The 16,889-nt window shown below is 68.7% G+C and carries 10 protein-coding genes; all 10 read left to right on the top strand.

Translation table 11 applies throughout. The features are described from left to right. A partial coding sequence (locus tag ACHWVH_RS06890) for a methyl-accepting chemotaxis protein (protein ID WP_394686870.1) occupies positions 1-1,115 on the top strand: 1,115 nt, incomplete at its 5' end. A gap of 346 nt (positions 1,116-1,461) precedes the next feature. Then, entirely contained in the window at positions 1,462-3,705 is a 2,244-nt protein-coding gene (locus ACHWVH_RS06885) for a methyl-accepting chemotaxis protein (protein ID WP_295938737.1), read from the top strand. 680 nt (positions 3,706-4,385) lie between these two features. Beyond that, the gene (locus ACHWVH_RS06880; RefSeq protein WP_394686869.1) at positions 4,386-6,884 is read left to right on the top strand and encodes a methyl-accepting chemotaxis protein; all 2,499 of its coding nucleotides are present in this window, start codon (positions 4,386-4,388) and stop codon (positions 6,882-6,884) included. 278 nt (positions 6,885-7,162) lie between these two features. After that, on the top strand, positions 7,163-7,669 hold the full coding sequence (locus ACHWVH_RS06875; protein WP_394686868.1) for a hypothetical protein: 507 nt from the start codon (positions 7,163-7,165) through the stop codon (positions 7,667-7,669). Continuing rightward, positions 7,666-9,873, top strand: coding sequence for a methyl-accepting chemotaxis protein (locus tag ACHWVH_RS06870; protein ID WP_394686867.1), 2,208 nt, complete (start codon positions 7,666-7,668; stop codon positions 9,871-9,873). The genes ACHWVH_RS06875 and ACHWVH_RS06870 overlap by 4 nt, the downstream gene beginning before the upstream one ends. Positions 9,874-9,933: 60 nt before the next feature. After that, the gene (locus ACHWVH_RS06865; protein WP_026144691.1) at positions 9,934-10,716 is read left to right on the top strand and encodes a flagellar brake protein; all 783 of its coding nucleotides are present in this window, start codon (positions 9,934-9,936) and stop codon (positions 10,714-10,716) included. A 122-nt stretch (positions 10,717-10,838) separates the two neighbouring features. Further along, positions 10,839-11,333 carry a chemotaxis protein CheW gene (locus tag ACHWVH_RS06860; RefSeq protein ID WP_017910573.1) on the top strand — a complete coding sequence of 165 codons (495 nt, stop codon included), beginning with the start codon at positions 10,839-10,841 and terminating at the stop codon, positions 11,331-11,333. 182 nt (positions 11,334-11,515) lie between these two features. Then, entirely contained in the window at positions 11,516-11,896 is a 381-nt protein-coding gene (locus tag ACHWVH_RS06855) for a hypothetical protein (RefSeq protein WP_026143867.1), read from the top strand. A 102-nt stretch (positions 11,897-11,998) separates the two neighbouring features. Then, positions 11,999-14,383, top strand: coding sequence for a methyl-accepting chemotaxis protein (locus tag ACHWVH_RS06850; protein WP_267101352.1), 2,385 nt, complete (start codon positions 11,999-12,001; stop codon positions 14,381-14,383). 169 nt (positions 14,384-14,552) lie between these two features. Next, on the top strand, positions 14,553-16,778 hold the full coding sequence (locus tag ACHWVH_RS06845; RefSeq protein ID WP_394686866.1) for a methyl-accepting chemotaxis protein: 2,226 nt from the start codon (positions 14,553-14,555) through the stop codon (positions 16,776-16,778). Positions 16,779-16,889: the final 111 nt, after the last annotated feature.

Here is a 16,889-nt window from a genome sequence, read left to right as displayed (position 1 = left end):
CCCGCGGCGATGCGGCGCACTTCCAGCACGATTTCCGGCTGATGGTGCAGGACCTCAACGCGATGATGGAGGTCAGCGACCACAACCTGGGCAAGCTGTCGGCCCTGCTGCAATCCATCGCCGCCGGGGATCTCACCGCGCGCATGGATGGCGAGTTCCACGGCGTGTTCGCCACGATGCGCGACGACGCCAACGCCACCGTCGAACAGCTGACCGGCATGGTCGGTCGCATCCAGACCGCGGCGGTCAGCATCAACGCGGCCTCGACCGAAATCGCCGCCGGCAACGACGACCTGTCGCGCCGCACCGAGCAGCAGGCGGCGAGCCTGGAGGAAACCGCCGCATCGATGGAGGAACTGACCTCCACCGTCAAGCAGAACGCCGAGCACGCCCGCCAGGCCAACCAGCTCGCCACCGGTGCAGCCACGGTTGCCTCGCAGGGCGGCGCGGTGGTCGGCAAGGTGGTCGAGACCATGAGCGGGATCGAGGCGTCCTCGAAGAAGATCGCCGACATCATCAGCGTCATCGACGGCATCGCCTTCCAGACCAATATCCTGGCACTCAACGCGGCGGTGGAAGCGGCGCGCGCCGGCGACCAGGGCCGCGGCTTCGCCGTGGTCGCCAGCGAAGTGCGCACCCTGGCACAACGCTCGGCCGGCGCCGCCAAGGAGATCAAGTCGCTGATCGACGACTCGGTCACGCGCGTGGCCGAGGGCTCGGCGCTGGTCGATCAGGCCGGCCGCACCATGAGCGAGATCGTGGCCTCGGTGCAACGCGTCACCGACATCATGGGCGAGATCTCGGCGGCCTCGCAGGAGCAGGCGTCGGGGATCGAGCAGGTCAACCAGACCGTCACCCAGATGGACGAGGCCACTCAGCAGAACGCCGCATTGGTGGAAGAAGCCACTGCCGCCGCACGCTCGATGGAGGAACAAGCCGGCCAGCTCAGCGACACCGTGGCGTTGTTCAAGATCGACAACGTCGGCGTGCGTGCGGCGACGGCGCCGCCTGCCACGGGCAACGCGCCGCGGGCGACCAAGGTGACGGCGCGTCCGCAGCGGCAGCCCGCCAAGCGCACCGCGGTCGCGGTCGGCGGCGACTGGCAGGAGTTCTGAGTCGTACGGTCGCCATGCCGCCGGCATGGCGACCGGTCCCGGCGGTAACGCCCGGCGTTCGCAGCGCAGCCCGTACGCGTCTGCGCATTCCTGCAATACGCGAACCATAGCTCGGCCCATTACACGCCGACGCATGTCGGAACCACGTCGGATTTTGCCTTCGCCGACCAACACGCGTCGGAAGGCAGACAGCTTCCTAACCGCCTGCCAACAAGGATCCGCACACCACTCAATTCCTGGCCGCCATGTCGATATCCATGGGGTGGCAGCGCATCGCCACGAGGCGCCGCAACGCTGGCCTGCCAGCGCGTGCGACCCGACTCCTTCTGTCCCCCAAAGGTCGGCTATGAACGCACTTCTGCAACGCTACAACGTCGGTCGGCGCCTGGGCATGGCGTTCGGCATCCTCATCCTGTTGTCCGGTGTACTGGTCGCCATGGGGCTGCTGACCATGGCCAGGGCGCATCGCGAACTGGACAGCATCGTCAACGGCAACATGGAAAAGGTGCGCCTCTCCAACGAGATGCTGGATGCGAACACCAACGTGCAGATCGGGCTGTTGTCCATCACCATCGTCGATGGCGATGCGGCCAACCAGAAGATGATCGACATCGTGCAGCGCAACCGGGCGCGCTACAAGGCCGCGCACGATGCACTGTCGGCGATGCCGGCGACCCCGGCCGAACGCCAGGCCATGGCCGCGATCGAGAGTGCGCGGGCGCAGTCGGTGCAGCTCAACAATCAGGTGCTGGCGCTGGGCGAGAAGGACCTGAACTCGCAGGCCCAGGCGTTGCTGCTGGGCGATGCCGCGGTGGCGATGGAGCGGCAGCAGGCGACGATCCGCGCCAATGCCGATCTGCAGCGGCGCTTGAGCCGGGAGGCCTATGCGATCTCCTCGGCAGCGATGGCACGCGGCCGTATCGTCCTGATCTCCGGCGGCCTCGCCGTCCTGCTGGTCAGCGGCCTGCTCGGCTGGACCATCACCCGTAGCCTGACCGGGCCGCTGGGCCGCGCCACCCGCGCCGCCGAAGCCATCGCCGATGGCCGCCTGGACAACGACGTGAGCACCGACGCGCGCGACGAACCCGGCCGCCTGCTGCTCGCGATGGGCCGCATGCAGACCCAGTTGCAGCGCTTCTCCAGCGAGACCGCGCTGATGATCGAGCTGCATGCCGACAAGGACATCAGCCACCGCATGCCGCAGGACTTCCCGGGCGTGTACGGCGAGCTGAGCAAGGGCATCAACACCATGATGTTCGAACACCTGGACGCCATCGTCGATGCCATCGGCGTGCTCAACGAATACGCCAATGGCGACCTGCGCCGCGACGCGCGCCGCCTGCCCGGCAGCCGCGCGGTGCTGCACGAGTCGATGGATGCGGCCAAGGCCAGCCTGCTGGCGATCAACACCGAGATCAAGCGCCTGGCCGCCGCCGCGGCGGCCGGCGACTTCAGCGCCCGTGGCGATGCCGCGCACTTCCAGCACGACTTCCGGCTGATGGTGCAGGATCTCAACGCGATGATGGAGGTCAGCGATCGCAACCTCGGCAAGCTGTCGGCGTTGCTGCAGGCCATCGCCGCAGGCGACCTCACCGCGCGCATGGAAGGCGAGTTCCACGGCGTGTTCGCCACCATGCGCGACGACGCCAACGCCACCGCCGATCAGTTGACCGGCATCGTCGGCCGCATCCAGACCGCGGCGGTCAGCATCAATGCCGCCGCCTCCGAGATCGCCGCCGGCAACGACGACCTGTCGCGCCGCACCGAGCAGCAGGCGGCCAGCCTGGAAGAGACCGCCGCGTCGATGGAGGAACTGACCTCCACCGTGAAGCAGAATGCCGAGCACGCGCGCCAGGCCAACCAGTTGGCAGTGGGTGCGGCGGCGGTCGCCTCGCAAGGCGGCAGCGTTGTCGGCCAGGTGGTCGAGACCATGAGCGGCATCGAGGCCTCGTCGAAGAGGATCGCCGACATCATCTCGGTCATCGACGGCATCGCCTTCCAGACCAACATCCTGGCGCTCAACGCCGCCGTGGAAGCCGCCCGTGCCGGCGAACAGGGCCGCGGTTTCGCCGTGGTCGCCAGCGAGGTGCGCACCCTGGCCCAGCGCTCGGCCAATGCCGCCAAGGAGATCAAGACGCTGATCGACGATTCGGTCACGCGCGTGACCGAAGGTTCGGTGCTGGTCGACCAGGCCGGCCGCACCATGAGCGAGATCGTCGCCTCGGTACAGCGCGTCACCGACATCATGGGCGAGATCTCGGCGGCCTCGCAGGAGCAGTCCGCCGGCATCGAGCAGGTCAACCAGACCGTCACCCAGATGGACGAGACCACCCAGCAGAACGCCGCGCTGGTCGAAGAAGCCACCGCCGCCGCGCGCTCGATGGAAGAACAGGCGGTGCAGCTCAGCGATGCAGTCGCGCTGTTCAAGATCGACCGTGTCGCCACGATCGCGCCGCCGGCCGCGGTCCGCGCGGTACCGGCCAAGCCGGCGTCGCGGGTCGCGAGCAGAGCCGGCGCCGCGCCGCAACCGGCGGCACGCGGTCCGGTCGTGGCCGCCGCCAGCAACGGCGACGCCTGGCGGGAGTTCTGAGGCCACGGTGGCCAGGCGCACACGGCCTGGCCACCTCGCCTGCACCAGCGGCACATTCCGCCATCCCCTGCCTGATCGAACGCCGGCTGCCCCGACGGGCGCTCGATACGCGCCACCATCGCCCCGCGCCTCCTCGCCACCATCGCGTGCCTGCCACGGCACGCCAGCGCCCGACTGCCCCTGCCTCGCCCGACCTCGATGCCAGCCCGGCACGGCCGGATCACGCCCACTGCATGCGACACCAGCGACGGCGGCGCGGCACGTCCATCGGCGAATGGAGCGAGCGAGGACATGCCAACACGCGCCGGCCACCGCGATTCCCGCAGCCTCCTCGGCAGGTCTGCGCATCCCCGAATCGTGCCGTCGTTAGCGGATCGCGCCGTTCCTGCATCGGGGCTGCATCCGCAGGGCACCGCAGCGCGTATCTCCTGCCCACTCCGTCCCTCACCTGGGCGCCACAACCCTGATGGCCGCATAACTCGGCCGAGATCACAGATTCAATCTTTGTCTCAAGCCGCCGCTAAAGATATGCCCGATTCGGCCGAGCGCTGGCGATCCCCTCGCATGCGCGCGTCTGCGCCCGGCGAAGTTCGATCGCTGTCCGCCCTCCCTGCATTCCCATCGTATGCGCCTGCTCCCGAGCGCCTGCCTTCTTTCGCTTTTCCCCAGAGACCCGCGCAATGACGTCGCACTCCGCGAACCACGCCGCTCCGCCCGCCTCCGAACGCCGCTCCCGCCTGCGGATCTGGCACGACCTCCCCATTGCGCGCAAACTCAGCCTGATCGGGGTCCTGGCCCTGATCGGCCTGGCCATTCCGCTGCTGCTGTACACCCGCACGCTCAACGACGGCGTGGAGGTCAGCCGCGCCGAGTTGCGCAGCTATGCGCCACTGCGGCAGATGTTGACGCTGCTGGCAGCGCTGCAGGAAGAACAGGTCGGCACCGGCGCCGATGCGGCGCAGGCGCGTGAGACCACGGACCGGGCGCTGGGCGAACTGCAACGGACCGTGCCGGCCCTGCCCGGCTTCGACCGCAGCACGGCGGCGCTGGCGCAACTGCAACAGACCTTGCAGAGCAGGCGCAACGACTTCGCGGCGGTCGCCGACAAGGCCGACGACGCGCTGGACGCCCTGCGCGACGACAGCCAACTGGTCTACACCCCTTATGTGGAGAGCTACCACCTGGTGGTCAGCAGCCTGATCTACGCCCCGGTGACCAGCCAGACCCTGACCCGACTGGACGCGATGCACGACCCGTCCCAGGCGGGCACCGAGACCCCGATCCTGCGCGCCCAGATCGGCGAGCTGGCGCGCGACCAGGCACGCCTGCGGCATGAACTGAAGAAGGCCCTTGGCCTGCTCGAGCAGCAGGATCCGGCGCTGACGCAGGCGGTGAGCAACGAAGCCGCCGTCGCCGACCGCGCCCTGCCGCAACTGGCGCAGGCCCTGGACAACGGCGGCGCCGACGCCGACCAGCGCTGGAACGCGGCCCTGCACGGCTGGGACGCGGCCCTGCACGGCCTGAGCGCCACCGCCTTGCAGGCCCTGCAGCGCCAGTCGCAGCGTCATCTGGACGCCTCGCTGCAGGCGATGTGGACCGCGGTGGCCGGGCTCGGCGTGCTGACGCTGCTGATCGCGGCGATCTGCGCGCATACGCTGGTCACGCTGACCCGCAATGTGCGTCGCGCTGCCGGCGTCGCCGCCGACATCGCCGAAGGCCGCCTCGACGCCTGCATCGTGGTGCCCAGCCGCGACGAAAGCGGGCGGCTGCTGGCCGACATGCAGCGCATGCAGCAACAGTTGCGCGAGGTGCTGGCCGCCCAGACCGAGATGGCGCGGCGCCACGATGGGGGCCAGACCAGCTACCGCATGGACGAAAGCAGCTTCCCCGGCGACTACGGGCGCATGGTCCGCGACAGCAACGCCCTGGCCGCCGCGCACATCGCCGTGACCGAGCGCCTGGCGCAGATCATGGGCCGCTACGCCATCGGCGACCTGTCCGAGGACATGGACCGCCTGCCCGGCGAGAAGGCCCGCCTCACCGAGACGATGGACACGGTCAAGCACAACCTGACCGCGATGAACACCGAGATCAAGCACCTGGCCGGTGCGGCGGCCGCAGGCGACTTCAGCGTGCGTGGCGACACCGCGCGCTTCCAGTACGACTTCCGCCTGATGGTCGACAGCCTCAACCAGCTGATGGCCACCGCCGACGGCAACCTGCAGGCGCTGTCCGCCTTGCTGCAGTCCATTGCCGCCGGCGACCTGACCGCGCGCATGCACGGCCAGTTCCAGGGCGTGTTCGCCACCATGCGCGACGATGCCAATGCCACCACCGAGCAACTGGCCGCGATCGTCGCGCGCATCCAGACCGCGGCGGTCAGCATCAATGCCGCGGCCAGCGAGATCGCCACCGGCAACGACGACCTGTCGCGCCGCACCGAGCAGCAGGCGGCCAGCCTGGAGGAGACCGCTGCGTCGATGGAGGAGCTGACCTCCACCGTCAAGCAGAACGCCGAACGTGCGCGCCAGGCCAACCAGCTGGCCGCCGGCGCGGCCTCGGTCGCCTCGCAGGGCGGCGACGTGGTCGGCCAGGTCGTGCAGACCATGAGCGGCATCGAAGCCTCGTCGAAGAAGATCGGCGACATCATTTCGGTGATCGACGGCATCGCCTTCCAGACCAACATCCTGGCGCTCAACGCCGCGGTGGAAGCCGCCCGGGCCGGCGAGCAGGGCCGCGGTTTCGCCGTGGTGGCCACCGAAGTGCGCACCCTCGCCCAGCGATCTGCCAACGCCGCCAAGGAGATCAAGACGCTGATCGACGAGTCGGTCGGCCGCGTCGCCGAAGGCTCGGCCCTGGTCGAGCGTGCCGGCACCACCATGCAGGAGATCGTGACCTCGGTGCAGCACGTCACCGACATCATGGGCGAGATCGCGGTCGCCTCGCAGGAGCAGTCGTCCGGCATCGAGCAGGTCAACCGCACCGTCACCCAGATGGACGAGAGCACCCAGCAGAACGCTGCGCTGGTGGAGGAAGCCACGGCCGCCGCGCGTTCGATGGAGGAGCAGGCCGGCCACCTGCGCCAGGCCGTGGCGGTGTTCAAGGTGCAGGCGGCGGCATCCTCGGCGCGTGCGCCGGCGGTACCGGCCGCGCGCAGGCCGTCACACGCGGCCGCTTGAGTCCGGGCGCGCGGATCGCGCCCCCCCAGGCTCGGCCTGTCACACCGCGGCCGGCGCACACCGCGCCGCCGGAACAGCAACCCAATTGCCGATCGGCCGCGGAACGCCTCCGCGGCCGATGCGTTTCCAGGCCTGCAAAGCAGCCCTTTTTTTCGACCCCCCCCCACCAGCGTCGTTACCACTGTGTGAAATGTGATGAATACCACCTTAAGGATCGATAGGCGCTGTCGATAACGTGAACAGCCGGTGAGTGCCGGCGTCGCGCTGGCCGGTTTCCAATGCAGGCACTATCCACCACGACGCCCCGTTGGGGAGGTTTCACCCGCCTGCCATGGGGGCTGTTGCTGCTGGTGCTCTGGAGCATCTGGGCGGCAAGCCAACTGGTGGCGCTCGCCAGGCCGCCGCCGGCCGACAGCGCCGCGGCCATTCGCGCGCGCCTGCTGGCCTTTGCGCCCGCCATCGACGCTGCCGACGGGCAGCCCGTGGCGTTCCGCCTGCGCGTGGCCGGCTGCGAGTGCGCTGCACCTGCGGCGCTCGCACTTTCAGGGATGCGCAGCGTGGACCTGCGCGAGCGGCTGGCGCCGCCGTCCCTGCCCTATGCACTGATCGTCTTCGATGCGCAGTCCCGCCTGATCTATGCCGGCCCGGCACAGCTGGCCGGATGCGGCACGTCCATCGCCGCCGCGTCGCTGCTGCCGCGGCTGCTCGCCACCAGCGGCGCCGCGCCGCTGATCTCTCCCGCCCAGTGCGGATGTCCCACCGACTCCAAGGAATCCCTCTCATGAGCGCCTCGCCTACCCAAGGCAGCTTTCTCGTCGGCAACGAGCGCTACGTCTACCTGCAGAAACTGGCGGCGCAGGCCGACCGGCTGTTCGTGGTCGTCGCGGTCCTGGCCACCCTCGCCAGCCTGGCCGCCGCCTGGCATCAGGGCGCGTGGACGCCGTGGCTGGCGGTCAGCCTGCCGACCCTGGCCGTCATGGCCCTGCAGGTGAAGCTGCATCCAGGCAGCCTGCTGAGCCGCTGCACCGTGGCCTTGGGCCTGATGGTGCTGGCCGCGACGCTGATCCAGCAGGCCGGCGGCATGATCGAAGTGCACTTCGGCGTCATCCTGCTGATCGCGCTGCTGCTGTACTACCGCGACTGGCGGCCGATCATGGTCGCGGCCGCCGCGATCGCCGTGCATCACGTGCTGTTCTTCTGGCTGCAGCACCGCGGCCTGCCGGTGCGGGTGTTCACCGCCGAGGCCGGGATCGGCATCCTGGCGATCCATGCGCTGTACGTGGCGGTGGAAGCGGCGATCCTGGTGCCGATGGCGGTGCAGATGCGCAGGCAACTGCTGGACGTGGGCCACGACCCGCACGCCCTGGCCCAGGCCGCGCGCGCCATCGCCCAGCAACAGCCGCTGTCGGCCGCAATCCGCGAGCTGGACCTGCCGGAAGGCTCCATCGCCCACACCCTGGTGGCCGCCAACGCGCAGCTGCTGCGCAGCCGCGAGCAGGACAGCGAGGCCCAGCGCGAGACCCAGCGCATCCGCAGCGCGCTGGACGATGTCACCACCAACGTCATGATCGCCGATGCCGACCGCCGCATCGTCTACGTCAACCGCCCGCTGCTGCAGATGCTCAGCGAGGTGCAGGAAGACCTGCGCCGCGACCTGCCGCAGTTCGATGCCAGCGCATTGCTGGGCAAGACCATCGACGTGTTCCACCGCCATCCCGAACACCAGGCGCGCATGCTCGCCGAGCTGACCGGCACGCACCGCGCGCAGATCCGCGTCGGCGGCCACACCATGCGCCTGATCGTCAATCCGGTCACCGACGCGACCGGCAACCGCCTCGGCTTCGTGGTGGAATGGGCCGACCGCACCGACGAAGTGGCGGTGGAAGAGGAGATCGCCGGCATCGTGCGTGGCGCGGTCGCCGGCGACCTCGGCGGACGCATCCGCCTGGACGACAAGCACGGCTTCCTGCTGCAGTTGGGCGAGCAGATCAACGCCATGCTCGCCGCCAGCGCCTCCGGCCTGGGCCACATCCAGCAGATGCTGCGCGCACTGGCCGAGGGCGACCTGTCGCGGCGCATCGACGCCGACCTGCAGGGCGTGTACGCGAACATGAAGGACGATGCCAACGCCACCGCCGAGCAGCTGTCGGCGATCGTGCGGCAGATCCAGGGCGCCTCGGACGCGATCAACACCGCCGCCGGCGAGATCGCCGCCGGCAACGACGACCTGTCGCGCCGCACCGAACAGCAGGCCGCCAGCCTGGAGGAAACCGCCGCCTCGATGGAGGAGCTGACCTCCACCGTCAAGCAGAACGCCGAGCATGCGCACCAGGCCAACCAGTTGGCGGTCGGCGCCGCGGCGGTCGCTTCGCAGGGCGGCAGCGTGGTCGGCAAGGTGGTCACCACGATGAGCGGCATCGAAGCCTCGTCGAAGAAGATCGCCGACATCATCAGCGTGATCGACGGCATCGCCTTCCAGACCAACATCCTGGCGCTCAACGCGGCGGTCGAGGCCGCGCGTGCCGGCGAGCAGGGCCGTGGCTTCGCCGTGGTCGCCAGCGAGGTGCGCGTGCTGGCGCAGCGTTCGTCCAACGCCGCCAAGGAGATCAAGGGCCTGATCGACGATTCGGTGACCCGTGTGGCCGAAGGCTCGGCCCTGGTCGACCAGGCCGGCCGCACCATGCAGGACATCGTGACCTCGGTCCAGCGCGTCACCGACATCATGCGCGACATCGCCTCGGCCTCGCAGGAACAGTCGGCCGGCATCGAGCAGGTCAACCAGACCGTCGTGCAGATGGACGAGGCGACCCAGCAGAATGCCGCCCTGGTCGAGGAAGCCAGCGCCAGCGCCCGGTCGATGGAACACGAGGCGGGCGAACTGGCACGGGCCGTGGCATCCTTCACCCTGGAGCAGCGCCCGCCGTCGAGCGCGGTCGCCACTGGCGGCAACGTGCAGCCGGTCTACAAAAAAGTCCAGCTCAGCCGATAGCATGCCTGGGGCGGCCCGACGCGGTGCCGCCCCACCCACCTCCAGTACCCACTCTCCACCATGGCCGAAGGCACTCCCAGCGACTCCCCTGTCCCGACTTCGCCGGAAGAAGAAGTGGAGGACGACCGTTTCCTGCTGACCAAGCCGCGACAGATCCGCCAGTTGCTGCAGTCGCTGATCCAGCAGCGTTCGCAGGTCAGCGCGCACGTGGGCGGTCGCGACCAGGCCTTCTCGACCGCGTTGCTGGACCTGGACGAGGACAGCGTGCTGTTGGACCTGAGCGTCAACGAGGCCTCCAACCGCGCCGCCGAGCAGGCCGAGTACCTGCTGTGCTTCGCCCAGCTGGACAAGGTGCGGGTGCGTTTCCGCATCGAAAGCCCGCAGCGCACCGACGACAACGGCCAGCCGGGCCTGCGTGCCCCGCTGCCGGAATCGCTCTACTACCTGCAGCGGCGCGAACATTTCCGCCTGGAGACCCCGATCACCGATTCGCCGTTGTGCGTGCTGCGCATCGACGACGATGCCGGCCAGGTCGAACTGAAACTGCGCGTGGTGGACATCAGCGGCGGCGGCCTGGCGGTGGCGCTGGTACAGGGCCAGCCGATGCCGCAGCTGCAGCAGAGCTATCCGAACTGCGTGCTGCAGCTGCCCGATGCCGACGCCATCCGGCTGACCCTGCAGGTCTGCAACATGTATGTCTCCAAGCTCGCCAACGGCCAGGACACCCTGCGCGTGGGCATGCGCTTCCAGGACCTGCCGCGCGGTGCCGATGCGGCGATCCAGCGCTACGTGTTCCGCATCGAGCGCCAGCGCAGCGCCCGCAAGAGCGGCGTGCTTTCCTGAACGCCGCAAGCGGCCGGCCGATCCCGGTCTAAAGTTCGCCGTGGCCGCGCCGATCTAGCATCAGAGTCGCGCTTTCCCACCCACGCCACCACCCGCAATCCCGTGCGCACCAGGAGCACACGATGAACGACAAGACCACCTCCAATTCCGACGCCACCGGCGGCGAATTCCTCAGCTTCACCCTCGGCGAAGAACACTACGGCGTGGATATCCTCAAGGTGCAGGAAATCCGTGGCTACGACTCGGTCACCCGGGTCCCGGACGCCCCCGAGTACATCAAGGGCGTGATCAACCTGCGCGGCACCATCGTCCCGGTGATCGACCTGCGCCTGAAGCTGCGCCTGAAGGAAGCGCGCTACGACGCCTTCACCGTGATGATCGTGCTCAACGTCGAGAACCGCGTGGTCGGCATCGTGGTGGACAGCGTCTCCGACGTGATCCCGCTGAACGAAGAGCAGATCCGCCCGACCCCCGAGTTCGGCGCCGCGGTCGACACCCGTTTCATCTCGGGCATCGGCACCCAGGACGACAAGATGTTGATCCTGCTGGATATCGAGACCCTGCTCGACAGCGCCGAGTTCGGCCAGCAGCACGCCCACGTCGACGAAGCCGCCTGACCCCCGGCCGCTGCGGCGGCCGCCCGGCTGTAGACGAAACCCGCCGCAAGGCGGGTTTTTATTTGAAATGCGAACTGTTTATCACTTGGGCGAATCAAGTTAACCGGTTTCACGCCGATAGCTGAAGAGTGGCCGGCATCACACGGCCCTCACTTCAGCCCCCGTCCCCAAGGAGTCGTTCCATGAAACCGAGCTTTCCCATGCTGCTGGTCCTGCTGCTCGCCGCCAGCCCCAGCACCTTCGCCCAGTCCCAGCAGATGATCCCGCCGGAGATGGCCACCCGTTTCGTCGGCAAGGACGGCATGGTCTGCGGCAAGGTCGAGAAAGCCAAGTACGCGCAGAATTCCGAAGGCGAGCCGACCTTCCTGTACATGGGCGGCATGTTCCCGCGCCACACCTTCTCCGCCCGCATCGCCGGCGCCGACCGCAGCAAGTTCGGCTTCGCCCCGGAAACCCTGGAAGGCAAGGACGTGTGCGTGATCGGCAAGATCGAGCGGGACAGCTCGCGTGCCGAAATCCAGGTCAGCGCGCCGTCCAGCCTGAAGCTGGCCACCATCAAGTAAGCCTCAGCGCCGCCGTGCTGGACCCGTGCACACGGTCCGGCGCGGCGGCGTTTGCCGTTTTTTGCCCCTTGTCGCCCCCTCCGAATTATGGGAAACGCGCTCATGCAGTGGATTAAAGATCTGAAGGTGATGCCCAAACTGATGCTGGCGTTCGGCGTCGTGCTGGCGTTGATGCTGATCCAGGGCGTGGCCGCCTACCGCGGTCTTAACTCGCTCGATGGCGTGACCAAGAATGTGTCGTCGCAGGTGGTGCCGAGCGTGCGCACCGGCGGCGAAATGCGCGGCATCCTCGGCGAGTACCGCAACGCGGCCTACCAGAGCCTGATCCGCAGCAGCGATGCGCTGAAGAAGGAATCGGCCGCGCGCAAGGTTGCGCTGAAGAAGCAGATGGACCAGATCCTGGCCCAATATCCGCCCAAGATCGGCAGCCCGCAGGAAAAGACCATCTACGACCGTCTGGTCGCCGACTGGAAGAAGGCCAGCGCCTCCTACCAGTCCGTCGACGAAATGCTGCAGCTCGACCTGCACGACGACGCCATCGATACCTTCACCGGCGAGACCCGCACCCTGCACAACAAGGTGGTGGACGACGTCGTCGCCCTGATCGCCGAGAACGATCGCCAGGCCAAGGCCGCGGCCGACGCCGCCAGCGGCACCTATCGCAACGCCTCGGCAACCCTGCTGATCTGCCTGCTGATCGGCCTTGGCGCAGCGGTCGGTCTGGCCTTCCTGTTCGGGCGGATGCTTGCCAACAGCGTGCGCGATGCGGTCAAGGTGGCCAGCGACGTCGCCGCCGGCAAGCTCGACGGACATATCGACGCCAACAGCAAGGACGAGATCGGCGAGCTGATGCAGGCGCTCAAGCGCATGCAGCAGGACCTGCGCGGGCGCATCGAGCGCGACGCCGCGGTCGCCGCCGAGAACCTGCGCATCCGCACCGCGCTGGACAACTCCTCGACCGGCATGTTCATCGTCGATCTGGACTACAACATCGTCTACGCCAACCCGTCGATGCAGGGCCTCACCGACAAGTACGCCGAGCAGATCCACTCGGTGGCACCGGCCTTCGATTCGAGCCTGCCGCTGGTCGGCTCGCCGGTGACGGTGCTGGAGTACGGCAACCAGCACGATCCCAAGACCCTGGCGGAACTGGAAAAGAAGGGGGTGATGGAACGCGAGATGGCCTACGTCGACGCGCGCGTCGCCCAGACCATCACCGCCATCCGCGACCAGCACGGCGCGCACATCGGCTTTGTCTGCGAATCGCGCGACCGCACCCTGGAAGCGCAGGTCGAGCAGGAAGTAGCCAAGATCGTGCGCGAGGCCGCCGCGGGCGACCTCAGCGGGCGCGTCGGCATCGAAGGCAAGCACGGCTTCTTCCTGCAGCTGGCGCAGCAGCTCAATGGCCTGCTGCAGGCCAACGGCGACAGCATCGGCCAAGTGTCCAGGCTGCTGACCGCGCTGTCGCAGGGCGACCTCACCGCGCGCATGCATGGCGATTTCCAGGGCGTGTTCGCGACCATGCGCGACGACGCCAACGCCACCGCCGAGCAGCTGGCGGCCATCGTCGGCCGCATCCAGCAGGCGGCGAACGCGATCAATGCCGCCGCCGGCGAGATCGCCGCCGGCAACGACGACCTGTCGCGCCGCACCGAGCAGCAGGCGGCGAATCTGGAAGAGACCGCCGCCTCGATGGAGGAACTGACCTCCACCGTGCGCCAGAACGCCGAGCACGCGCGCCAGGCCAACCAGTTGGCCGGCGGCGCCGCCACGGTCGCCTCGCAGGGCGGCAACGTGGTCGGCCAGGTGGTGCAGACCATGAGCGGGATCGAGGCGTCCTCGAAGAAGATCGCCGACATCATCAGCGTCATCGACGGCATCGCCTTCCAGACCAACATCCTGGCGCTCAACGCCGCGGTGGAAGCCGCACGTGCCGGCGAACAGGGCCGCGGCTTCGCGGTGGTCGCCAGCGAAGTGCGCACCCTCGCCCAGCGCTCGGCCAACGCCGCCAAGGAGATCAAGGGCCTGATCGACGCCTCGGTGAGCCAGGTGGCCAACGGCTCGACCCTGGTGCGCCAGGCCGGCCAGACCATGACCGAAATCGTCGCTTCGGTGCAGCGCGTCACCGACATCATGGGCGAGATCGCCGCCGCCTCGCAGGAGCAGTCGGCAGGCATCGAGCAGGTCAACCAGACCGTCACCCAGATGGACGAGACCACCCAGCAGAACGCCGCGCTGGTCGAAGAAGCCACCGCCGCCGCGCGTTCGATGGAAGAACAGGCCGGCCAGCTGATCGAGGCCGTGTCGATCTTCCGCGTCGAGCAGTCGGCGCAGGCCAGCGCGGTCCACGCGCCGCAGGCCGTGTCCGCGCCGCGGCCGGCAGCGCCGGCGAAGAAGCCTGCGGCCGTCGCCGCCGCCAAGCCGGCGGCGGTGCGTGCCCGCAAGGTCGAGCCGGCCCTGGCCGATTCGGACTGGCAGGAGTTCTGAGACAGGCCCGGCCTGTCGCTGCATCCCCCCATCCCCGGCCTGCGCGCCGGGGATTTTTTTGACCGCCGCGCCAGCGCGAGGATTGTCTACGGATCGGTCGCGCCGCACCCTCAATTTCCCCGTTCCCGGAGCCGTTAAACCTTTGGGAACCTTTCCAAGGATCAGGTCGATGTCGTCTCGCTCGTTGCTCACCCGCCTCTCGGATCTGCCGCTGCGCCGCAAGTTCCTCTGGCAGACCTTGTTGCTGGGTGCAGGCATCGTCCTGCTGGCGGTGATTGCCGCGCGCATGCAGTACCTGGACATCCGCAACACGCGCGAGCAGGCACTGAAGAGCCAGATCGAGCTGGCGCTGGGCGTGGTGCGCGCCTATGCGGCCGAGGTGGACAAGGGCAGCATGCCGCTGGCCGAGGCGCAGCGCACCGCCCTGCGCACCCTGGAATCGATGCGCGCCCGCGACGGCGTGGACTACTTCTACGTGCACGACCTGCACCCGACCATGCTGATGCACCCTACCCGCCACGACCTGGTCGGCAAGGACATCGGCCAGGTGCTCAGCGCCGACGGCAAGCCGATCTTCCGCGAATTCGTGAACGTGGCCGAGGCCGGCGGCGGCTATGTCGACTACCTGTGGCCCAAGCCCGGCAACGCCACGCCGGTGGAGAAGGTCTCCTACAACGCCGCATTCGCGCCCTGGCACTGGGTGATCGGCACCGGCGTGTACATGGACGACGTGCAGGGGCAGGCGCTGGTCTTCACGGGCGTGATGACCCTGGCCGGCGGCGTGCTGGTGCTGCTCACCTTCGGCATCAACTGGCTGATCGGCAGTTCGGTGCTGCGACCGGTATCGCGCAGCCTGGAGGCGATCCGCGCGGTGTCGCGCGGCGACCTCAGCGTGCGCATCGACAATCCCGGCCGCGACGAGACCGGCGAGATGCTGCGCGCCACCGGCGAAATGATCCGGATGCTGGAGCGCTTTTCCAGCGAGACCGCACGGATGGCAGTGCTGCACGCCGACAAGGACATGTCCCACCGCATGCCGGAGGATTTCCCCGGCGTGTACGGCGACCTGGCTGCCAGCATCAACCGCATGATGTTCGAGCACCTGGACGCGATCGTCGACGCCATCGCGGTGCTCAACGAGTACGCCAACGGCGACCTGCATCGCGACGCACGCCGCCTGCCCGGCAGCCGCGCGGTGCTGCACGAATCGATGGACGCGGCCAAGGCCAGCCTGCTGGCGATCAACACCGAGATCAAGCGCCTGGCCGCTGCAGCCGCCGCCGGCGACTTCAGCGTGCGCGGCGACGCCGGCCGGTTCCAGCACGACTTCCGGCTGATGGTGCAGGACCTCAACGCGATGATGGAGGTCAGCGACCGCAACCTGGGCAAGCTGTCGACCCTGCTGCAGGCCATCGCCGCCGGCGACCTGAGCGCGCGCATGCACGGCGACTTCCACGGCGTGTTCGCAAGGATGCGCGAGGATGCCAATACCACCGCCGACCAGCTCGCCGACATCGTCGGCCGCATCCAGACCGCGGCGCGCAGCATCCACGGCGCCACCACCGAACTGGCCGCCGGCAACGACGACCTGTCGCGCCGCACCGAACAACAGGCGGCCAACCTGGAAGAGACCGCGGCCTCGATGGAGGAGCTGACCTCCACGGTCAAGCAGAACGCCGAGCACGCCCGCCAGGCCAACCAGCTCGCCACCGGCGCGGCCGCGGTGGCCTCGCAGGGCGGCCAGGTGGTCGGCCAGGTGGTCACCACCATGAACGGCATCGAGGCCTCGTCGAAGAAGATCGCCGACATCATCGGCGTGATCGACGGCATCGCCTTCCAGACCAACATCCTGGCCTTGAATGCGGCGGTGGAAGCGGCTCGCGCCGGCGAACAGGGCCGCGGCTTCGCGGTGGTCGCCACCGAGGTGCGCACCCTCGCCCAGCGCTCGGCCAACGCCGCCAAGGAGATCAAGACGCTGATCGACGACTCGGTCGGCCGCGTGAGCGAAGGTTCGGCCCTGGTCGACCAGGCCGGTCGCACCATGCAGGAGATCGTCGCCTCGGTGCAGCGGGTGACCGACATCATCGGCGAGATCGCCGCGGCCTCGCAGGAACAGTCGATGGGCATCGAGCAGGTCAGCCGCACCGTGGCGCAGATGGACCAGGCGATCCAGCAGAACGTCGCCGTGGTCGAGGAAGCCAGCGCCTCGGCGCGGGCGCTGGAAGACCAGGGCCGCCGGCTCGGCGAGGCGGCGGCGGTGTTCCGGCTGGACCCGGCGCAGGCCGGCGCGCACGGCGGCGCAGGCCCCACGCCCGCGGCCCCGGCACGCGGTGCGGCACGGCAGGCGCCGCTGCGGCTGGTGCGCACGGCAGCCCCGACCATCGAGGCCGATTGAGCGGACATGCCGTTGCGATAGAAACAATCACGCACGACACGCCGATTCGCACCACGGCACGGTTCAAGCTATCGCCGCGCTAGTCGATATCAGGATCACGCTTCGTGGTCC

Source organism: uncultured Xanthomonas sp., from assembly GCF_964278005.1.
GTDB lineage: Bacteria > Pseudomonadota > Gammaproteobacteria > Xanthomonadales > Xanthomonadaceae > Xanthomonas_A > Xanthomonas_A sontii.
The sequence above is the reverse complement of the archived record's forward strand: the minus strand, read 5'-3'. Positions and strand labels throughout refer to the sequence as shown.

Bases quoted from the DNA above. Each gene is read 5' to 3' on its own strand.
- ACHWVH_RS06860 (WP_017910573.1), top strand. From the start codon at position 10,839: ATGAACGACAAGACCACCTCCAATTCCGACGCCACCGGCGGCGAATTC.
- ACHWVH_RS06865 (WP_026144691.1), top strand. From the start codon at position 9,934: ATGGCCGAAGGCACTCCCAGCGACTCCCCTGTCCCGACTTCGCCGGAA.
- ACHWVH_RS06850 (WP_267101352.1), top strand. From the start codon at position 11,999: ATGCAGTGGATTAAAGATCTGAAGGTGATGCCCAAACTGATGCTGGCG.
- ACHWVH_RS06845 (WP_394686866.1), top strand. From the start codon at position 14,553: ATGTCGTCTCGCTCGTTGCTCACCCGCCTCTCGGATCTGCCGCTGCGC.
- ACHWVH_RS06870 (WP_394686867.1), top strand. From the start codon at position 7,666: ATGAGCGCCTCGCCTACCCAAGGCAGCTTTCTCGTCGGCAACGAGCGC.
- ACHWVH_RS06880 (WP_394686869.1), top strand. From the start codon at position 4,386: ATGACGTCGCACTCCGCGAACCACGCCGCTCCGCCCGCCTCCGAACGC.
- ACHWVH_RS06875 (WP_394686868.1), top strand. From the start codon at position 7,163: ATGCAGGCACTATCCACCACGACGCCCCGTTGGGGAGGTTTCACCCGC.
- ACHWVH_RS06885 (WP_295938737.1), top strand. From the start codon at position 1,462: ATGAACGCACTTCTGCAACGCTACAACGTCGGTCGGCGCCTGGGCATG.
- ACHWVH_RS06855 (WP_026143867.1), top strand. From the start codon at position 11,516: ATGAAACCGAGCTTTCCCATGCTGCTGGTCCTGCTGCTCGCCGCCAGC.